Genomic DNA, 17,444 nt, shown 5'->3' on the forward strand with positions numbered 1-17,444 from the left:
CTCGACGCGGGCGGCGACCAGCGACCGTACGTGCTCGCGCAGGGAGCGCAGCTGGGCCGCGCACGTCTCCCGCAGGCCCGCGTCGGCCGGCGCCAGGGCGTGCCCCGTGAGCCACAGGTTGGCCGCGGCGGGCGTCCCGAGGAGGTCGGCGAAATGGCCGCCGGGCAGGGCGATCGCACTGTTGGCGAGGTCGAGTGCGGCGTACTGCTCCGCGCCCGGCGCGGGCGGCACGCCCATGTCGTCGGTCAGGCTCCCTGTCACGCGTCTCATGGTACGGCTTGCGGCCATCCGTGAGAACGCGCTAACTTCATCTCACGGATACGACTTCATTCAACCGTGAGGTGCCGATCATGAGTGCTGCTTCTGAGCCGATCCCCGTCCGTGTCCTCGGCGGTCCGACCGTCCTCATCGAGTACGGCGGCCTGCGCCTGCTCACCGACCCCACCTTCGACGCCCCCGGGGACTACCCGAGGGGCGACGGACGGTTCCTCACCAAGACCGCGCCGCCCCGCCTGGCGCGGGCCGACCTCGGGCCGGTCGACGTCGTCCTGCTCTCCCACGACGAGCATCCCGACAACCTCGACCGCTCCGGCCGCGCGCTGCTCGCCGACGTACCGCGCACCCTCACCACGAGCGGTGGCGCCGCCCGCCTCGGCGGCACCGCGCGGGCCCTCGCCCCCTGGCAGGCCGTGGAGCTGGCCCGCCCGGACGGCGACACCCTCACCGTCACCGGCGCGCCCGCCCTGCACGGTCCCGAGGGCGCCGAGGCGGTCACCGGCGAGGTGATCGGCTTCGTCCTCACCTCCGCCGACCTCCCCACCGTCTACGTCAGCGGGGACAACGCCTCCCTGGGGCTGGTGAAGGAGATCGCCGACCGGTTCGGCCCGGTGGACACCGCGGTGCTGTTCGCCGGGGCGCCCCGGGTGCCGGGCATCCTCGACGGCGCCCTGCTCGTCCTCGACGCCGGCGCCGCCGCGACCGCCGCCGGCCTCCTCGGCGCCCGCCGGGTCGTACCGGCGCACTGCGACAGCTGGGGGCACTTCACGGAGACCCGGGAGGACGTGGTCCGGGCGTTCGCCGAGGCGGGCCTCGCGGACCGGCTCCAGGCCGTCTGACGGCCGCACCGGCCCGCCCCCCCGCCCGGTGAAGATCGGCGTTCAGAAGCCCGCGGGCGGGATGTTCTGGTTGGCGTGGAAGAAGTTGCCGGGGTCGTAGGTGCGCTTGACCACGGCCAGGCGGTCGTAGTTCCCGCGGTAGGTGCCCCGGACCCGGTCGGTGCTCTCCTCCTCGCCGAAGAAGTTGATGTAGGCGCCGCCCATGGAGTGGGGGTGCAGGTCGGTCCAGTAGTCGACGCACCACTGCCGGACCAGGCCGGCGTTGGCGGGATCCGGGTCGATGCCGGCGACGACACCGGACCACACGGCGTCCCGGTAGGTCCAGGCCGTCTCGTCGGCCGGGATCCGGCGGGTCGCGCCGTCGACCGGGTAGAGGTGCATCGTCGACAGCCCGGTGGGGATGTTCTGGCCGTACTTCTCGTGCACCGCGATGGCGTCGTCGGAGATGGCGTCGAAGAAGTCCCCGCGCCAGTACCACTGCAGGCCCTCGGGCATCAGCGCGTCGAACATGGTCTGGAGGGCCGGGTAGGGCATGGGCGTGGTGAAGTGGAAGGCGGGCGGCCCCGGCGCGTTCACGACGGCCAGCACCTTCTCCAGGCGGTCGTCCGCCAGATCGCCGGTGTAGCACCACACCACCCCGCCCATCTTCCGGCCGTGGATCGGCTCGGGGAACGGCGGCCCTGGCGGTACGACCAGCATCGCGAAGAACCCGCTCAGCTCCTCCGGGGCGTCGGGCAGGAACTCCCGGTACCACTGCAGCACCTCCCGCACCCGGTCGACGGGCCACAACGTCACCGCGACCCCGACCGCGTCCACCGGGTGCAGCCGGAAGGTGAAGGAGGTGACGACACCGAAGTTGCCGCCGCCGCCCCGCAACGCCCAGAACAGGTCCGGGTGTTCGGTCTCGGAGGCGGTGACGAAGGTGCCGTCGGCGAGGACGACGTCGGCGGACAGCAGGCTGTCGATGGTCAGGCCGTACCTGCGGGTCAGGTGTCCGTGGCCGCCGCCGAGCGTGAGACCGCCGACGCCGGTGGTCGACACGATCCCGGCCGGCACGCCCAGGCCGAAGGTGTGCGTCTCGTGGTCGAGGTCGGCCAACAGGCTTCCGCCGCCCACCCGCGCGGTCCGCGCCTCCGGGTCGACGTGCACCCAGCGCATCGGCGACAGATCGAGCGTCAGCGCGCCGTCGACCACGCACAGGCCCGGCCCGCTGTGTCCGCCGCCGCGCACCGCCACCGCCACGCCCACGTCCTGGGCGAAGGAGAGCACGGTGCGTACGTCCGCCACGTCGACGCATCCGGCGAGCGCGGCCGGACGCCGGTCGATCATGGCGTTGTAGATGCTGCGCGCCTCGTCGTAACCCGGATCCTCCGGGGCGAGGACGGGTCCCCGCAGTGACTCACGCAGGCTGTCGAGAGCAGCTGCGTCGATGACGCCCATGGCTGACCACCTCTGCTTCCGCGCGTGACGCGCGGACGGACATGAGCGCGCGACGTCCGGGCGGGCTGCGGGGGCGTGAGACGCGGATCCGTTCGCGCCGGTGATGAGGGGGCAGGCTGCGGCGCCCCGTCGAGCTTCATTCTCCGCCGCCGGACCGCCTTCCGCATGCCGGCGAACCGGTCCGCGCGGCCGCCGGGAAGCGGACGCGCGGACCCCGCCTCAGCCGGGCGGGCAGCCGTTGTCAGGGCTGGTCAGGCCTTGTCGGGCCGTGACGCCCGGGCCCGCGGACCTGCGGCGGCGCACCCACGAACACCGCGCCGGCGCCGCGGGGGCCGGTTCAGGCTCCGGCGGCCGTGACGACGGCGTCGGTGGCGAAGCCGAGCAGGAGGCCGAGCAGGATGCACCAGGTGGTGAGGGTCTTCAGGCCGGACCTGCGGGCCACGGCCAGCAGTTCGATGACGACGTAGAGGATCGAGCCGGCGGCGAGGCCGAGGAAGGCGATCGACAGGGTGTCGTTGACCAGGTGCTGTCCGACGAGCGTGCCGAGGAAGGTGGGGCCGCCGCCGATCAGTCCGAGCCACAACAGGGTGAGCCAGGACGGGCGTTCGCCCTCCGCGGCCAGCGGGGCGACGATGCCGAAGCCCTCGGTGGCGTTGTGCAGGCCGAATCCGATGATCAGCAGCAGGGCCAGCGAGATCTCGCCCTGGGCGGCGGAGTTGCCGATGGCGAGGCCCTCGGCGAAGTTGTGCAGGCCGATGCCGGTGGCGATCATCAGGGCGAGCGAACTCGCCTGGCTGCGGGGCTTCGCGGCCAGTTCGGCGGTGGCGGCGGCACCCGGACCGGCCGGCCGTGCGGCCGCCGCCCGGCGGCGGGCGATCCAGGCGTCGTAGTGCACGAGTCCTGCCAGACCGACGGCCAGGCCCGCGGCCAGGGTGGCGCCCCCGGAGGCGACGGTTCCCCACGCGTGCTTGCCGAGTGCCTCGTCGACCGGTTCCCAGGCGTGGGCCAGCACGTCCCACACGAGGAAGATCAGGATGCCGATGGCGACGGCGTTCAGGCCGGCCCTGAGGCGGGGCGTGGGCCTGCGGAGACGGCCGACGGGCAGGCCGAGGTAGATCGTGAAGCCTGCGATGGCGCCGAGCAGGACGATGTTGCCGCTGGACATGGGGACTCCGGTCTGACGTGCAGGGAAAGCGCACCGAACGTAAGGCAGGCAAGGCTTACCTAACAAGTGCCCGAGGTCCCTCTTCGGTAAAACGTGGTCAAGTCGTTACCCGAAGACGCGGCGCGCCCGCCGGCGCACGGTGGGAACTTTTCGCCCGAAAAGATGGCTGCCGGAGTGGGTCCGGACCGCGTCTCTCCCGCCGGCCGCGCCCCGCCGAGGCGCTCGACCTCCGTCCGCGTGGTCGCTGGTTTCGCTCCAAGTTCACACCTACGGGTGAATCCATGGATGGATGTCCGGGGCGTGTCCGTTCGGTGCGGTGTCCTGGGGCGCGCGGCCCTGTCGTGCCAGAGAGCGGCCGATCGAGGACGGGGGGCAAGGCGATGCGTGTCTTCGTACTGTGCGCGTGGCTGCTGACCGCGAGCCTGGGCGGCTACCTCGCCACCGTGTGGATCCGCCACGGCGGGCTGCGCCAGCGCACACCCGGTGTGACCCGGCTGCCGCTGTGGCTGGTCCTCGGTCATGTGGCGCTCGCCGTGGCCGGACTCGCCGCCTGGGCGGCGTACCTGGTGGGCGGGGTCAGGGGCTCGGCCTGGGCGGCCTGCGCGGTCGTCCTGGTCGTGGCCGCCTTCGGATTCATGATGCTGCTGCGCTGGCTGCCCAGCTCGGGGCGCCATTCGACCGGCGGCGCCGTCGCCGAGCGGCACTTTCCCCTCACCGCCGTCGTCGCCCACGGCATGTGCGCCGGCGCCACCGTGCTGCTGGTCCTCCTCGTCGTGCTCCGCCGGGTGTGATCCGGAGCGCGTCGTCCGCGGGACCGAAGTTTTGCCGCACCTCACCGACGTCCGTGCCTACGCGGCCGTGGGCGAGAGGCCGGCCGGCTGCGCGCGCCCTGCTCTCAGGGCCAGACCAGGCAGTACGGCTGATGCCCGGCCTCGTGGAGCCGGTGGGAGAAGTCCTGCCATTCGTGCAGCAGCTGGTACACGTTGAAGGCGTCCCGGGGGCCGCCGCGGTCCGGGACCGTGGACCAGATGAAGGCTGCCGCGCCGACCGCTTCCTCGCCGATGCCGCGCAGGGGGTCGACGACCGTCATGGGGAGTTTGACGACCGCGTAGTCGGGGTGCAGGACGACCAGTTCGAGCGGCGGGACCTTGTGCAGGGGGACGCCTTCGATGCCGGTGAGCACCATGGCGGCCATCGTCTCCGGCTTGATCTTGGTGAACATGCCGTTCATGCCCAGCTCGTCGCCGCCGAGTTCCTCGGGACGCATCGAGATGGGGACGCGGGCCGCGGTCGCGCCGTCCGGCGCGCCGAAGTACTTGTACGTCACCCCCACCCGACCACCATTCCTGCTCCCCGCCCTGAGGCGGTCGGCCCGGTGGTCGTGCCGGCGGTCGATCGGTCGGTCGATCTGCCGGTCGTACCTCTCGGGCTCACCCGGTACACCCTGTGCCTGACGTGCCTCGGTCGCTTCCTCCGCCTCGCGTCGGTGCCTTCCCCGCCGGGCACGTCGAGGACCCAGGTCATCAGTCCCCTCGCCCAGTCCGCCACCGCGATGCATATCTCCACCCGACTGCTTTTCTAGGACGCGTGGCCCCCGCCGCGCAACCCGATCATCGTGTCAGTGACCTCCCCCACGGCCGCCACCCGAAACGTGCGGTGGAACAACAGTCCACGGGGATCTTCCCGGCCCCTGAATCATTACGTGCGTACGCGTTGTCCGTATCAGGGGGGCCAGTCTCGCAGATGGCGGATGACGGCGCTGAGGACCCGAGGCCGGCGGCTGCGCGGGCGGCCCGCGGCCTACTCTGATGGGGTCACAACGCAACCGGAGTCCTAGAAGCCGGAGAAGTCGCACGTCATGAGTGCCCTGAGCGAAACGCCCTATCCGTACGAAGCGCCCGCCTCCCAGGCGCTCTTCGACCGTGCCTCCGCCGTCACGCCCGGTGGGGTGAACTCCCCGGTGCGCGCCTTCCGCGCCGTCGGCGGCACGCCCCGCTTCATGGTGTCCGGCCGGGGACCGTACCTCACCGACGCCGACGGGCGCGAGTACGTCGACCTCGTGTGCTCCTGGGGACCGATGATCCTCGGGCACTCGCACCCGGAGGTCATCGCCGCCGTCCAGGAGGCCGTCGCCCGCGGCACGTCCTTCGGCACCCCCGGCGAGGGCGAGGTCGCGCTCGCCGAGGAGATCGTCGCCCGGGTCGAGCCCGTGGAGCAGGTCCGGCTCGTCAGCAGCGGGACCGAGGCGACGATGTCCGCCATCCGGCTCGCGCGCGGCTTCACCCGGCGCTCCAAGGTGATCAAGTTCGCCGGCTGCTACCACGGGCACGTGGACTCGCTGCTCGCCGCGGCCGGCAGCGGCGTCGCCACCTTCGCGCTGCCCGACACGCCCGGGGTCACCGGTGCGCAGGCCGGGGACACGATCGTGCTGCCGTACAACGACCTGGAGGCCGTGCAGGAGGCCTTCCACCGGCACCCGGGCGAGATCGCCTGTGTGATCACCGAGGCCTCGCCCGGCAACATGGGTGTCGTGCCGCCGGCCCCGGGGTTCAACCAGGGGCTCCGGGACGCCTGCCACAAGAACGGCGCGCTCTACATCTCCGACGAGGTCATGACCGGGTTCCGGACCAGCCGCGCCGGTTGGTACGGCGTCGACGGGGTCAGGCCGGACCTGATGACCTTCGGGAAGGTCATGGGCGGCGGGTTCCCCGCGGCCGCCTTCGGCGGCCGGGCCGACGTCATGGCGCACCTCGCGCCCGCCGGGCCGGTGTACCAGGCCGGCACGCTCTCCGGGAACCCCGTCGCCACCGCCGCCGGGCTCGCCCAGCTGCGGCTCCTCGACGACGCGGCCTACGAGAAGGTCGACGCGGTCTCGGCGCGCATCCAGTCCGTGGTCACCGAGGCGCTGAACAAGGAGGGCGTCGCGCACCGGCTGCAGACGGCGTCCAACATGTTCTCCGTGTTCTTCACCGACCGTCAGGTACGCAACTACGAGGACGCCAAGCGGCAGGAGTCGTTCCGCTTCACCGCGTTCTTCCACTCGCTGCTGTCGAACGGCGTCTACCTGCCGCCGTCTTCCTTCGAGTCCTGGTTCGTGTCCACGGCCCACGACGAGCGGGCCATCCAGAAGATCGCCGACGCCCTTCCGGCGGCGGCCCGGGCGGCTGCGGAGGCCACCGCGTGAGCAACAGCGCCAGCTACGCCAACGACAAGGACGTCACCGTCGTCCACCTGATGCGGCACGGCGAGGTCGCCAACCCGGACGGGATCCTCTACGGGCGGCTGCCCGGCTACCACCTGTCCGAGCTGGGACGGCAGATGGCCGACCGGGTCGCCGAGCACCTCGCCCCGCGGGACGTCACCTATGTCTGCGCCTCGCCGCTGGAGCGGGCGCAGGAGACGGCCACCCCGATCGCCAAGGCGCACAGTCTCGACCTGGACACCGACGAGCGGCTGATCGAGGCCGACAACGTCTTCCAGGGCAAGACCTTCGGGGTCGGTGACGGCGCGCTGCAGCGGCCCGAGAACTGGAAGCACCTCGTCAACCCGTTCCGGCCGTCCTGGGGCGAGCCGTACATCGACCAGGTCGTCCGGATGATGGGCGCGCTGAACGCGGCCAAGGACCAGGCGCGCGGGCACGAGGCGGTGCTGGTGAGCCATCAGCTGCCGATCTGGACCGTGCGGTCGTACGTCGAGCGGCGGCGGCTGTGGCACGATCCGCGCAAGCGGCAGTGCACGCTCGCGTCCCTGACGACCTTCACCTATCTCGGCGACAGGATCGTGTCCGTCGGGTACAGCGAGCCCGCCATCGACCTCGTCCCGGTCCATCTGCGTGCCGGCGCCAAGCCGCAGAAGGGCAAGGGCACGGCCCAGGGGAAGGCGTTCGGAGCCTGAAACCCGCCCGGGGCGGCTCCGGCTGACATTCTGTCAGCACGCATGACTTAGATCGCTTTTGCCGGGATTATTACGAAAAACATAAGAACCAGCGGAACTTCCCCGATCGTCGCGCCCTCTCACTGGGTGACTACCCAACGAGCGCGATGAATCGGGGATTTCCATGCGCACCGTCTCCCGGACCCTCTCCCGCAGGGGAATACTCGGCCTCGGCGCGGGTGCGGCCGCGGCCGCCTCGCTCGCCGGCTGCGGGAGCCTCAAGTCGTCTGACGGCGGCGGGCACTCGGACGGTTCCGGCGACGGGGCGAACGGGCAGGGCAGCGGGAGCGACGCGCCCGCGGGCCGCCCCATCGGCGACGGCTCGACGTCCTTCACCGGCAAGCAGCCGCACCAGCCGGCGGCGCCCCAGCAGCTGGAGCCGGGCCAGACCCCGCCGCAGTTCGTCATCTTCTCCTGGGACGGCGCCGGAGAGGTCGGCAACGGACTCTTCCCGCGCTTCCTGGACCTCGCCAAGGAGCACGGCGCGAGCATGACCTTCTTCCTCTCCGGGCTGTATCTGCTGCCCGAGTCGAAGAAGCGCATGTACGAGCCCCCGAACAACCCGCGCGGCGCCTCCGCCATCGGCTACCTCACCGACGACCACATCAAGTCCACGCTGACCAATGTGCGCCGGGCCTGGCTGGAGGGCCACGAGATAGGCACCCACTTCAACGGGCACTTCTGCGGCGAGACCCACGGCTCGGTCAAGTGGTGGACGCCACAGCAGTGGGAGAGCGAGATCCGGCAGGCGAAGTCCTTCGTGAAGGAGTGGAAGACCAACACCGGCTGGCACGATCTGCCCGCGCTGCCCTTCGACTACGACAAGGAGCTCGCCGGCGGCCGTACGCCCTGTCTGCTCGGCCAGGACAACCTGCTGCCCACCGCCCGCAGGCTGGGCTGGCGCTACGACGCCTCCTCGCCGGGCGGCCGCCAGGTGTGGCCGGTGAAGCGGATGGGGATCTGGGACTTCCCCCTCCAGCAGGTCCCCTTCCCCGGGCGCCGGTTCGAGGTCCTGTCGATGGACTACAACATGCTCGCCAACCAGTCCGTGAACTCCACCAAGGCGCCCGCCTACAACTACCCGGGCTGGCGCACCCAGTCCGCGGGGGCGTACATCGCCGGCTTCCAGCGGGCATACGAGACAAACCGGGCGCCGTTCTTCATCGGCAACCACTTCGAGAAGTGGAACGGCGGCATCTACATGGACTCCGTCGAGGAGGCCTTCAAGCACATCGCGCGCGAGAAAGAGAAGGGCGCCGACGTGCGGCTGGTCTCCTTCCGGCAGTTCACCGACTGGATCGACGCGCAGAAGCCCGAGGTGATCGCCAAGCTGCGCAGGCTGGACGTCGGCCAGCGGCCCGTCGGGGGCTGGAAGCAGTTCCTTGCCTGAAATGTCCTGTGTAAATAGCTCCTGAAATGCGGTTTTCCGCCCGGGAGGGGGGTGCCACCGATCCCCGGAACGGACATGCGAAACTTTTCACATGAGTACCCGTAGCCGAGCCGTCCTGCTCAGCGCCATGGCCGCCGCCGCGGCCCTGACCCTGTCCGCGTGCGGCAAGGGCGGCACCTCCGGCGGCGGTGGCAACACCAACTTCGTCACCGGCAACAACGGCATCGACACCGTGCCTCAGGGCAAGCGCGCCGCGGCCCCGGACCTGTCCGGCAAGACGATCGACGGCAAGGACCTGAACGTCGCCTCCTACAAGGGCCAGGTCGTCGTCGTCAACGTCTGGGGCTCGTGGTGCAGTCCGTGCCGGGAGGAGGCGCAGTACTTCTCCAAGGTGGCGAAGAGCTACGCGGGCAAGGGTGTGCAGTTCGTCGGGATCAACACCCGCGACACCAGCACCATCCCCGCGGTCGCCTTCGAGAAGGAGCACGGGATCGACTACCCGAGCCTGTACGACCCCACGGGCCGGCTGATGCTCCGCTTCAAGAAGGGCACCCTCAACCCGCAGCTGATCCCCTCCACGCTCGTCATCGACCGGCATGGGAAGGTGGCCGCGCGGGCTCTCGAGGCGCTCGACGACACGAGCCTGCTGAAGATGCTCGAGCCGGTACTCGCGGAGAAGTGACGTGAGCGCGACGCTGACGCTGGCCGCAGCGGGCCAGAACCAGACCGTGCTGCACGGAGCGCTGCTCGTCGCCGCGCCCGTGGCCCTGTTCGGCGGTCTGATCTCCTTCTTCTCGCCCTGCGTGCTGCCGCTGGTGCCCGGCTACCTCTCCTACGTCACCGGCGTGGCGGGCACCGACCTGGCCGAGGCCCGGCGCGGCCGGATGGTCGCCGGCGCCTCTCTGTTCGTGCTCGGCTTCAGCGCCGTGTTCGTCTCCGGCGGGGCGCTGTTCGGCTACTTCGGCTCGACCCTTCAGGAGTACAAGGACGTCCTGTCCAAGGTGCTCGGCGTGCTCATGGTCCTCATGGGCGTGTTCTTCATGGGGCTGATGCCCTGGCTGACGCAGCGCGAGTTCCGCTTCCACAAGCGGCCGGCCACGGGCCTGGTGAGCGCGCCGGTCATAGGCGCCCTCTTCGGCATCGGCTGGACGCCCTGTCTCGGCCCGACCCTGTCCTCGGTGAACTTCCTCGCCTGGAACGAGTCGAGCGCCGGACGCGGCGCCCTGCTGACGGTCATCTACTGCCTCGGCCTCGGCGTGCCCTTCGTCCTCACCGCGATCGCCTTCCGCAAGGCACTCGGCGCCTTCGGCTGGGTCAAGCGCCACTATGTGTGGGTGCTGCGGATCGGCGGCACGATGATGATCGTGACCGGCGTCCTGCTGCTGACCGGTGCCTGGGACAGCCTGGTGCAGCAGACGCAGACCTGGTCCAACGGCTTCAGTGTGGGGATCTGATCGATGAGCAAGACCGAAACCGGCAACGGCCGGGACCAGGAGGACCTCGGAGCCGCCGGCTCCCGGATGTCCACCGCCCCGCAGGAGGAGCTCGCGAGCGTCCCCGGCCTCGGCGTCATCGGCTGGGTCCGCTGGTTCTGGCGGCAGCTGACCTCCATGCGGGTCGCACTGCTGCTGCTCCTGCTGCTCTCGCTCGGCGCGATCCCCGGCTCGCTGATCCCGCAGACCGGCGCCGACCTGAACAAGGTCGACGACTTCCGCAAGGCGCACAAGACGCTCGCGCCGGTCTACGACAAGCTCGGCCTGTTCCACGTCTACAGCTCGGTGTGGTTCTCCGCGATCTACATCCTGCTGTTCGTCTCCCTCATCGGCTGCATCGTGCCCCGCACCTGGCAGTTCGTCGGCCAGCTGCGCGGCCGTCCGCCGGGCGCGCCCCAGCGGCTGACCCGGCTGCCCGCGTACACGACCTGGCGGACCGAGGCCGACCCCGAGCAGGTCCGCGAGGCCGCGCTCGCGCTGCTGCGGAAGCGCCGCTTCCGCGCCCATGTCGCCGGGGACGCCGTCGCCGCCGAGAAGGGCTATCTGCGCGAGGTCGGCAACCTGGTCTTCCACGTCGCGCTGATCGTGCTGCTGGTCTCCTTCGCCTGGGGCCAGATGTACAAGTCCGACGGCACCAAGCTGGTCGTCGAGGGCGACGGGTTCGCCAACGCCATCAGCCAGTACGACGACTTCAAGTCCGGCAGCCTGTTCCAGAACGACGACCTGGTGCCGTTCAGCTTCGACCTGAAGGACTTCACGGGCACCTACGAGGTCACCGGCCCGAACAAGGGCACGCCGCGCACCTACCAGGCGAAGATCGACTACAGCCAGGGCGCGTACGGCGGGAACAGGTCGGCGACCATCAAGGTCAACTCGCCGCTGCACATCGGCGACGCCAAGGTCTACCTCGTCAGCCACGGCTACGCGCCCGTCATCACCGTCCGCGACGGCAAGGGCAAGGTCGTCTACCACGACGCCGTGCCGCTGCTGCCGCTCGACGGCAACGTCACCTCCAACGGCGTGATCAAGGTGATGGACGGCTACCACGACAGCCAGGGCAAGCACGACGAGCTCGGCTTCCAGGCCTTCTTCGTGCCGACCTTCGACCCGAAGAGCGGCACGATGCTCTCGCAGTTCCCGGCGCTGGTGAACCCGCTGCTCGCGGTGAACGCCTACCACGGCGACCTCGGCGCGGACGCGGGCATCCCGCAGAGCGTGTACCAGCTCGACAAGACCCACATGAAGGCGTTCAAGGACAGCAAGGGGCAGCTGCTGAAGAAGCTGCTCCAGCCGGGCGACACGCTCACGCTGCCGAACGGCGCCGGCTCCCTCACCTTCGAGAAGGACATCAAGGAGTGGGCCGGCTTCGAGATCGTCCAGGAGCCCGGCAGCGGCTGGGCGCTGGGCGGTGCCTTCGCCGCGATCTTCGGCCTGGCCGCGTCCCTGTTCATCCAGCGCCGCCGCGTGTGGGTGCGGGCCGTGCGCGGCGCCGACGGCGTCACGGTCGTCGAGATGGCCGGGCTCGGCCGCAGCGAGTCCGCCAAGGTGCCCGAGGAACTGGGCGACCTCGCCGGAATCCTCTACGACCAGGCGCCGGGAGCACCCGAACCCGACGACGACTCCACCGAATCTTCCGTCGTACCTGCCGAAGGGGCTGAGAAGTGACTCTCGCCGCCGCAACCAACGAACACCTGGCGAGCATCAGCAACACGCTGATCTACTCGTCGATGGCCGTCTACACCCTGGCCTTCTTCGCGTACATCGCCGAATGGCTCTTCGGCAGCCGCAGCAAGGTGGCCCGCACGGCCGCCGCGCTCACCACCGAGGGCGAGCAGCGCAAGACCGGGCCCGCGGTCACCGTCAAGCAGGCCGGCGGCACCGCGGTGCTGGAGCGGCCCCAGGTCGTCGTGCGGTCGGCGGCGGGCGCCCGGGACGTACCGGACGGCCCCGGCGCGCACGGCGGTGACGACCAGGGCGACCTCTACGGGCGGATCGCCGTCTCCCTCACCGTGCTCGCCTTCATCGTCGAGCTGTCCGGTGTGGTCGCCCGCGCGGCCTCCGTGCAGCGGGCGCCGTGGGGCAACATGTACGAGTTCAACATCACCTTCTCCACGGTCGCCGTCGGCGTGTACCTCGCGCTGCTGGCCCTGAGGAAGAACGTGCGCTGGCTCGGCCTGTTCCTGATCACCACGGTCCTGCTCGACCTCGGCCTCGCGGTCACCGTCCTCTACACGGCGAGCGACCAGCTGGTCCCGGCCCTGCACTCGTACTGGCTGTACATCCACGTCTCCACCGCGATCTTCTGCGGCGCGGTGTTCTACGTCGGCGCGGTCGCCACGATCCTGTACCTGTTCAAGGACTCGTACGAGAACAAGCTCCAGACCGGCGGCAAGCCCGGCGCCTTCGCGACCTCGGTGCTGGAGCGGCTGCCCGCCTCCGCCTCCCTGGACAAGTTCGCCTACCGGGTCAACGCGGCCGTCTTCCCGCTGTGGACCTTCACGATCATCGCGGGCGCGATCTGGGCGGGCGACGCCTGGGGCCGCTACTGGAACTGGGACCCCAAGGAGACCTGGTCCTTCATCACCTGGGTCGGCTACGCCTGCTACCTGCACGCCCGCGCCACGGCCGGCTGGAAGGGCCGCAAGGCCGCCTACCTGGCGATGATCGCCTTCGGCTGCTGGCTGTTCAACTACTACGGCGTCAACATCTTCGTCACCGGCAAGCACTCCTACGCGGGCGTCTGAGCCGCGGGTCGACCACACTGGTGTCATGAGCGGTTCCATCGCACAGGGCACCAGCCAGACCCACGGGAACACGCACATACTCCACTTCCTGGTGCGGATCCCGAGGCCCATGGAAGACGTCTGGCCGGCGGTGTCCACCCCTGAGGGACTCGGGGCGTGGTGCACCGCCGTCGACGTTCTCGAACCCCATCTCGACGGCGAGGTCACCCTGCGTGACCTGGGCTCCGGCCGGGTGACCGCCTGGGACGTGGACCGGGTCGCGGAGTACACCGTCGAGGGCGGCGGCCGGATCCGGTTCCATCTGGAGCGGGAGGGGGAGGCGGGGAGCGCGCTGCGCTTCACCCACGAGTACCAGGGCAAGGGGGAGTCCGAGTCCGGCTGGCGCGCCCGCTTCGAGCGGCTGATCGGAACCCTGGAGCCCTCGCCGGAGCCGCCCGGGCAGGAGCCCCTGCCGGGCCAGCTCACCTAGGACGGCGGCAGGCACTGACTCCCCGGTGGCCTGCCCTCCGGCCAGGCGATCCGCACGAAGCGCGCGTCGCCCTCCGGGGTCAGCTCCACGATCGGTACGGCCTTGTCGTACGGGTTGCCGTGCACGTCCAGGCAGATCCAGCCGCTCGCCCCGGCCACCCGCAGCGAGCCCTTGACCTGCGGCCACTGCAGTCCCACGTCCGCCAGCGCCGGGACGGACCGCCCGGCCGGGACCGCCTCGCGGATGCCGTGCACCGCCAGCCGCAGCGTGTCGTATCCGATGATCAGCTGGCCGTCGTCCAGGGCGGTGGAACCGATCGGGCCCACCGGCTCCCGGGCCGCGGCCGTCAGCAGCCCGCTCAGCACCGCGAAGTCCGCCGCCGAACCGCCGGTCCGCGCCGGGTCCTTCGCCCAGGCGTCCGGGTGGGCGAGGGAGGTGTAGCGGACGGAGAGGTTGTGCCTGAGGGCGTCGCGGTCCAGGGCCTTCTCATGGGTCAGATAGGAGGCCTCGTCGCCGGTCAGCACCGTGAACCTCCGGTCCTGGCAGCCCCGGCCGCCGAGCGCGTTGATGAACTGCCGCAGCTGGGTGTGCCGGCCCGCGAAGAGGATCGTGTCCGTCTCCCGCGAGGTGTCGCACACCAGGTCCGTGATCTGCCGGAAGGTGTTCGCCGTCGTCCCCTCCTGGCTGCGGTCGGCGGGCGGGGTGAACGGCTGCGGCTCGTACGGCGATCCCTTGATCAGCGCGGCGAACGACTCCTGCAGCGTCCGCGTGTACGGGTCGCCGGGCTTGTCGTACACCAGCAGCGCCTTGCCCGCGCTCACCTTGGCGAAGGAGGCCAGCGCACGGGCCTCGTCGGTGTTGGTCGGCGACACCCGGGCCAGACCGGGGTAGGGATCCTTGCCCTGCTGCCCGTTGGCGAGGTCGTCGGCGGTGATGGAGGAGCCGATCACCGGGATGCCGCGCCGGGTCAGCTCCGCGACGGCCCTCTTGTTGCTGTCGGTGCTCTGCCCGACGCCCGCCACCGCGCGCAGCCGGTCGGCGCCCGTCGTCATCCGGGTCAGCCGGTCGACCGTCTGCCGCCAGTGGTCGCCGGTCGCGCCCGGGTTGGCCAGCACCAGCCGGATCTGCGGGGCCTGGCCGTTGGAGTCGTGGTTGGCCTGGTACTGCGCCAGATACGCCCCCTGCAACTGGTGCTGGATGTCGTTCAGGCTGGTCGCCGACGTGGAGGTGTACGGCAGCATCAGGGCCACCGTCACATAGCCCCCGGGACTGAGGCGGCCGTTCTCCCGGGCGATCGCCCGCACGGCGTCCCGCAGCCGGGGCTGCCCGAAGTCGTACGGGCCCGTGGCCACGCCCACGCACTCGCCGCTGCCCTCCGGCCGGGCCACCCCGGGCGCGCACGAGCGGTCGTCGTGCGCCAGGGCCCGCACCGCGAGGACCGCTCCGGCCACCAGCGCCGCCGCCACCAGCAGGGACAGATAGCGGCGCAGCGGTATCTCCCACACGTGCTCGCGCACCCAAGTCCCCACGCCCCCGCGCGCCATCACGCCTCCCCGCTCCGGTCGTCCTCACCGTCGTCCGCGTCCTCCGGGCCGTCCAGCGGGTGTCCGGCCAGCGCCGCCGCCGGCCAGTCCCGGGAGGCCCGCCACAGCAGCGCGTTGCCGGCCGGCCGCAGGTTGGACAGCTGCTCCAGCTCGAAGCGGAGCCGGTCGCACACCTTCGGGTCGGGCAGCACCAGCGGGTCCGCCAGCTGCCACACCGCGTGCAGCAACCGCCGTATCCGCAGGTGCAGGACGCCGTCCACGCCGTCCGGCACGTCGTGTTCGGCGTCCGTGCGGCCGAGCGCGACGGCGGCCCGCCGGTCGCCGCGGCCGGTGAAGTCGCGGCCCTCGGCGTCGTGCGCGTGGAAGTAGGGCGCGGACGCGACGAAGCGCAGGGTGCGCAGCCAGTCGCGGGTGTCGGCGGAGGCGAAGGTGTCGCGCAGATGGGCGACGGCCGAGTCCGCGCCGCCGAGGGCGAGTTCGTGGTGCAGCCGGTAGAGCGCCTGCTCGGGCGCCGCGTAGTGCGCGATCAGCGTCTCGTGCGCGGTGCGCCACGACGCGTGGTCCTCGTCCCGCAGATGCAGCCGGAGCAACAACAGGGTGCGCACGAACGGGTCGCCGGCGAACTGGCCCGGCACGACGGGCAGTCCCTCCTCGGCGAGCAGCGTCTGCAGGGCCCGTACGTCCGCGGGACCGAAGGTGTCCGGCAGCAGGGCCGTGGCCAGGGCGCAGGCCGAGCCGTGGTCGTGGGCGGCGGCCAGCACGGTCAGCTCGTCCAGGTGCTCGGCCGGCACCAGCCGGTCCAGGAGCGCCTGGTGGGCGGGCACCCCGGGCCGGTCCTCGGCGGGGCGGACCTCTGCGGTGAGCAGCTCGCCGAGCGAGGACACCGCGGGCAGATGCTGCGCGGCCGACTCGGCGAGCAGCACGATGCCCAGCGGGTTCCCGCCGGTCAACCGGTGGACGGCGGCCGGGAGATGCGACGGCACGGGGGTGTCCGCGCAGACCGCGCCGACGATGTGCAGGGTGTCGTCCGCGCTCAGCGGCGGCAGCGCGACCAGCAGCGCCCGCGAGGAGGGGGCCGCGTCCGGCGCCCAGCCGGTGCGCCGGACCACCTCCGCCAGCTCCCGGCGTACGGCGCTGCGCAGCTCCTCGCGGCCCTCGCCGCGCCGGGCCGCGAGGAAGGCGACCTGGTCCCCGATGCCCTCGGCGCGGTCGCGCAGCACGGCGGCCACGAGCCCGGGGCCGGGCGCGGACTGCGCGTTGTCGATCAGCACCAGCGGCCGGCCGAGCCGCTGCATGCGCGGCAGCACGCCCGCGTACGCCTCCGTCAGGTCGGCCAGCAGCGCCCGCACCAGATACCGCTCGGCGTGCTCGCGCGAGCTGCCGCCGTCCCGGAAGTGCTGGGACAGCAGGATGAGCCCGCGCTGCGCGTTGGCGCCCGCGTTCGGGTACGTCCGGTACCACACGGACGCCTTCTGGTGCCGGCGGCTGGTGAAGCCCTCCGCGACGGACTCCAGGGTCGCCTCGATGGCGCCCGAGACCAGCGGCCCGGTGCCCGTGGCCGCCGCGACCACCTTCGCCGCCACCTTTCCCGCCCAGCGCCCGGCGAACCCGCTGATCCACGAGCCGCCCTCGTTCAGCAGCAGGATCCGCTCGACCTCCCGGCGGATCCGCTCCGAGTCGGCGTCGCCCCAGCCGCCCGCGGCCACCGCGACCAGGCCCGACATCAGCCGCGGGAAGGTGATCCGCCCGGCACCCGTCACCGGCTCCGCGAGCTGCTCGGCGATCACCAGCAGCGCCTGCGCGAGCGGCGACCAGGACGCGGCGGGCCGGTCCGCGGGCGGCCGGGCGAACTGCCCCTCCGCGCAGTCGACCAGCGCGACCGGGGTGTGTCCCTGGTAGGCGTCCCGCAGCTCGGCCAGCACGGCGCTCTTGCCGAGGCCCCGGGCGCCGGCCAGCACCACGAAGGGCGGCTCGTCCGGGTGCTCGAAAGGATGGGCGCGATGGTGGCCGGGGCGCAGGCCCACCAGGCGTGGCGCGAGACCGGCCGGATCGACGTCGAACAGCGCCCCCCGCCCGTGCAACCGTCTGTGCACCGCATCGCCCCCCTCAACAGCAGTGTAAGAAGGGGGAGTTGCTCCGGACCAGGGTCAG

At 71.5% G+C, this 17,444-nt stretch carries 16 protein-coding genes; 10 read left to right on the top strand and 6 right to left on the bottom strand.

The window, feature by feature from the left end; all coding sequences use genetic code 11:
• Positions 1-237 (bottom strand): ABATE domain-containing protein (locus tag ACWEN3_RS09815; protein WP_452967981.1); only part of this gene is annotated, 237 nt, incomplete at its 3' end.
• Between the two features lie 113 nt (positions 238-350).
• On the opposite strand from ACWEN3_RS09815, the gene ACWEN3_RS09820 reads away from it, so the two are divergent.
• The gene (locus tag ACWEN3_RS09820; protein WP_452967918.1) at positions 351-1,115 is read left to right on the top strand and encodes an MBL fold metallo-hydrolase; all 765 of its coding nucleotides are present in this window, start codon (positions 351-353) and stop codon (positions 1,113-1,115) included.
• A gap of 42 nt (positions 1,116-1,157) precedes the next feature.
• Here the strand turns inward: ACWEN3_RS09820 and ACWEN3_RS09825 are convergent, their stop codons facing one another.
• Positions 1,158-2,555 (bottom strand): FAD-binding oxidoreductase, encoded by a 1,398-nt coding sequence (locus tag ACWEN3_RS09825; protein WP_452967920.1) that lies wholly within the window; start codon positions 2,553-2,555, stop codon positions 1,158-1,160.
• 337 nt (positions 2,556-2,892) lie between these two features.
• A complete protein-coding gene (locus ACWEN3_RS09830; protein WP_452967922.1) occupies positions 2,893-3,720 on the bottom strand; it encodes a ZIP family metal transporter in 828 nt (275 codons plus the stop codon).
• A gap of 380 nt (positions 3,721-4,100) precedes the next feature.
• On the opposite strand from ACWEN3_RS09830, the gene ACWEN3_RS09835 reads away from it, so the two are divergent.
• Complete coding sequence (locus ACWEN3_RS09835) at positions 4,101-4,511, top strand: hypothetical protein (RefSeq protein WP_452967924.1); 411 nt, start codon at positions 4,101-4,103, stop codon at positions 4,509-4,511.
• Positions 4,512-4,615: 104 nt separating this feature from the next.
• Here ACWEN3_RS09835 and ACWEN3_RS09840 read toward each other — a convergent pair whose 3' ends face one another.
• Positions 4,616-5,053, bottom strand: coding sequence for a hypothetical protein (locus tag ACWEN3_RS09840; protein ID WP_003974483.1), 438 nt, complete (start codon positions 5,051-5,053; stop codon positions 4,616-4,618).
• Between the two features lie 534 nt (positions 5,054-5,587).
• On the opposite strand from ACWEN3_RS09840, the gene hemL reads away from it, so the two are divergent.
• The 8 genes from hemL to ACWEN3_RS09880 all read left to right on the top strand — a co-directional run bounded on the left by hemL (position 5,588) and on the right by ACWEN3_RS09880 (position 13,749).
• Complete coding sequence (gene hemL / locus ACWEN3_RS09845) at positions 5,588-6,904, top strand: glutamate-1-semialdehyde 2,1-aminomutase (RefSeq protein ID WP_452967983.1); 1,317 nt, start codon at positions 5,588-5,590, stop codon at positions 6,902-6,904.
• 50 nt (positions 6,905-6,954) lie between these two features.
• Complete coding sequence (locus tag ACWEN3_RS09850) at positions 6,955-7,614, top strand: histidine phosphatase family protein (RefSeq protein ID WP_452967986.1); 660 nt, start codon at positions 6,955-6,957, stop codon at positions 7,612-7,614.
• Between the two features lie 163 nt (positions 7,615-7,777).
• On the top strand, positions 7,778-9,043 hold the full coding sequence (locus ACWEN3_RS09855; RefSeq protein ID WP_452967927.1) for a hypothetical protein: 1,266 nt from the start codon (positions 7,778-7,780) through the stop codon (positions 9,041-9,043).
• A 91-nt stretch (positions 9,044-9,134) separates the two neighbouring features.
• The gene (locus tag ACWEN3_RS09860; RefSeq protein WP_452967929.1) at positions 9,135-9,725 is read left to right on the top strand and encodes a TlpA family protein disulfide reductase; all 591 of its coding nucleotides are present in this window, start codon (positions 9,135-9,137) and stop codon (positions 9,723-9,725) included.
• Position 9,726: 1 nt separating this feature from the next.
• Entirely contained in the window at positions 9,727-10,497 is a 771-nt protein-coding gene (locus ACWEN3_RS09865) for a cytochrome c biogenesis CcdA family protein (RefSeq protein ID WP_452967931.1), read from the top strand.
• Positions 10,498-10,500: 3 nt separating this feature from the next.
• Complete coding sequence (gene resB / locus ACWEN3_RS09870) at positions 10,501-12,201, top strand: cytochrome c biogenesis protein ResB (protein ID WP_452967934.1); 1,701 nt, start codon at positions 10,501-10,503, stop codon at positions 12,199-12,201.
• Positions 12,198-13,280, top strand: a complete 1,083-nt coding sequence (gene ccsB, locus ACWEN3_RS09875; protein WP_452967937.1) for a c-type cytochrome biogenesis protein CcsB — start codon at positions 12,198-12,200, stop codon at positions 13,278-13,280. The genes resB and ccsB overlap by 4 nt, the downstream gene beginning before the upstream one ends.
• 25 nt (positions 13,281-13,305) lie before the next feature.
• The gene (locus ACWEN3_RS09880; RefSeq protein WP_452967939.1) at positions 13,306-13,749 is read left to right on the top strand and encodes an SRPBCC family protein; all 444 of its coding nucleotides are present in this window, start codon (positions 13,306-13,308) and stop codon (positions 13,747-13,749) included.
• On the opposite strand, the gene ACWEN3_RS09885 is transcribed toward ACWEN3_RS09880, so the two are convergent.
• The gene (locus tag ACWEN3_RS09885; RefSeq protein WP_452967942.1) at positions 13,746-15,293 is read right to left on the bottom strand and encodes an ABC transporter substrate-binding protein; all 1,548 of its coding nucleotides are present in this window, start codon (positions 15,291-15,293) and stop codon (positions 13,746-13,748) included. The genes ACWEN3_RS09880 and ACWEN3_RS09885 overlap by 4 nt on opposite strands.
• Positions 15,293-17,386: a hypothetical protein gene (locus ACWEN3_RS09890; protein ID WP_452967944.1), complete on the bottom strand. Its 2,094-nt coding sequence runs from the start codon at positions 17,384-17,386 to the stop codon at positions 15,293-15,295. The genes ACWEN3_RS09885 and ACWEN3_RS09890 overlap by 1 nt, the downstream gene beginning before the upstream one ends.
• Positions 17,387-17,444 lie beyond the last annotated feature (58 nt).

The sequence above is a fragment of the Streptomyces sp. NPDC004561 genome, from assembly GCF_053602155.1.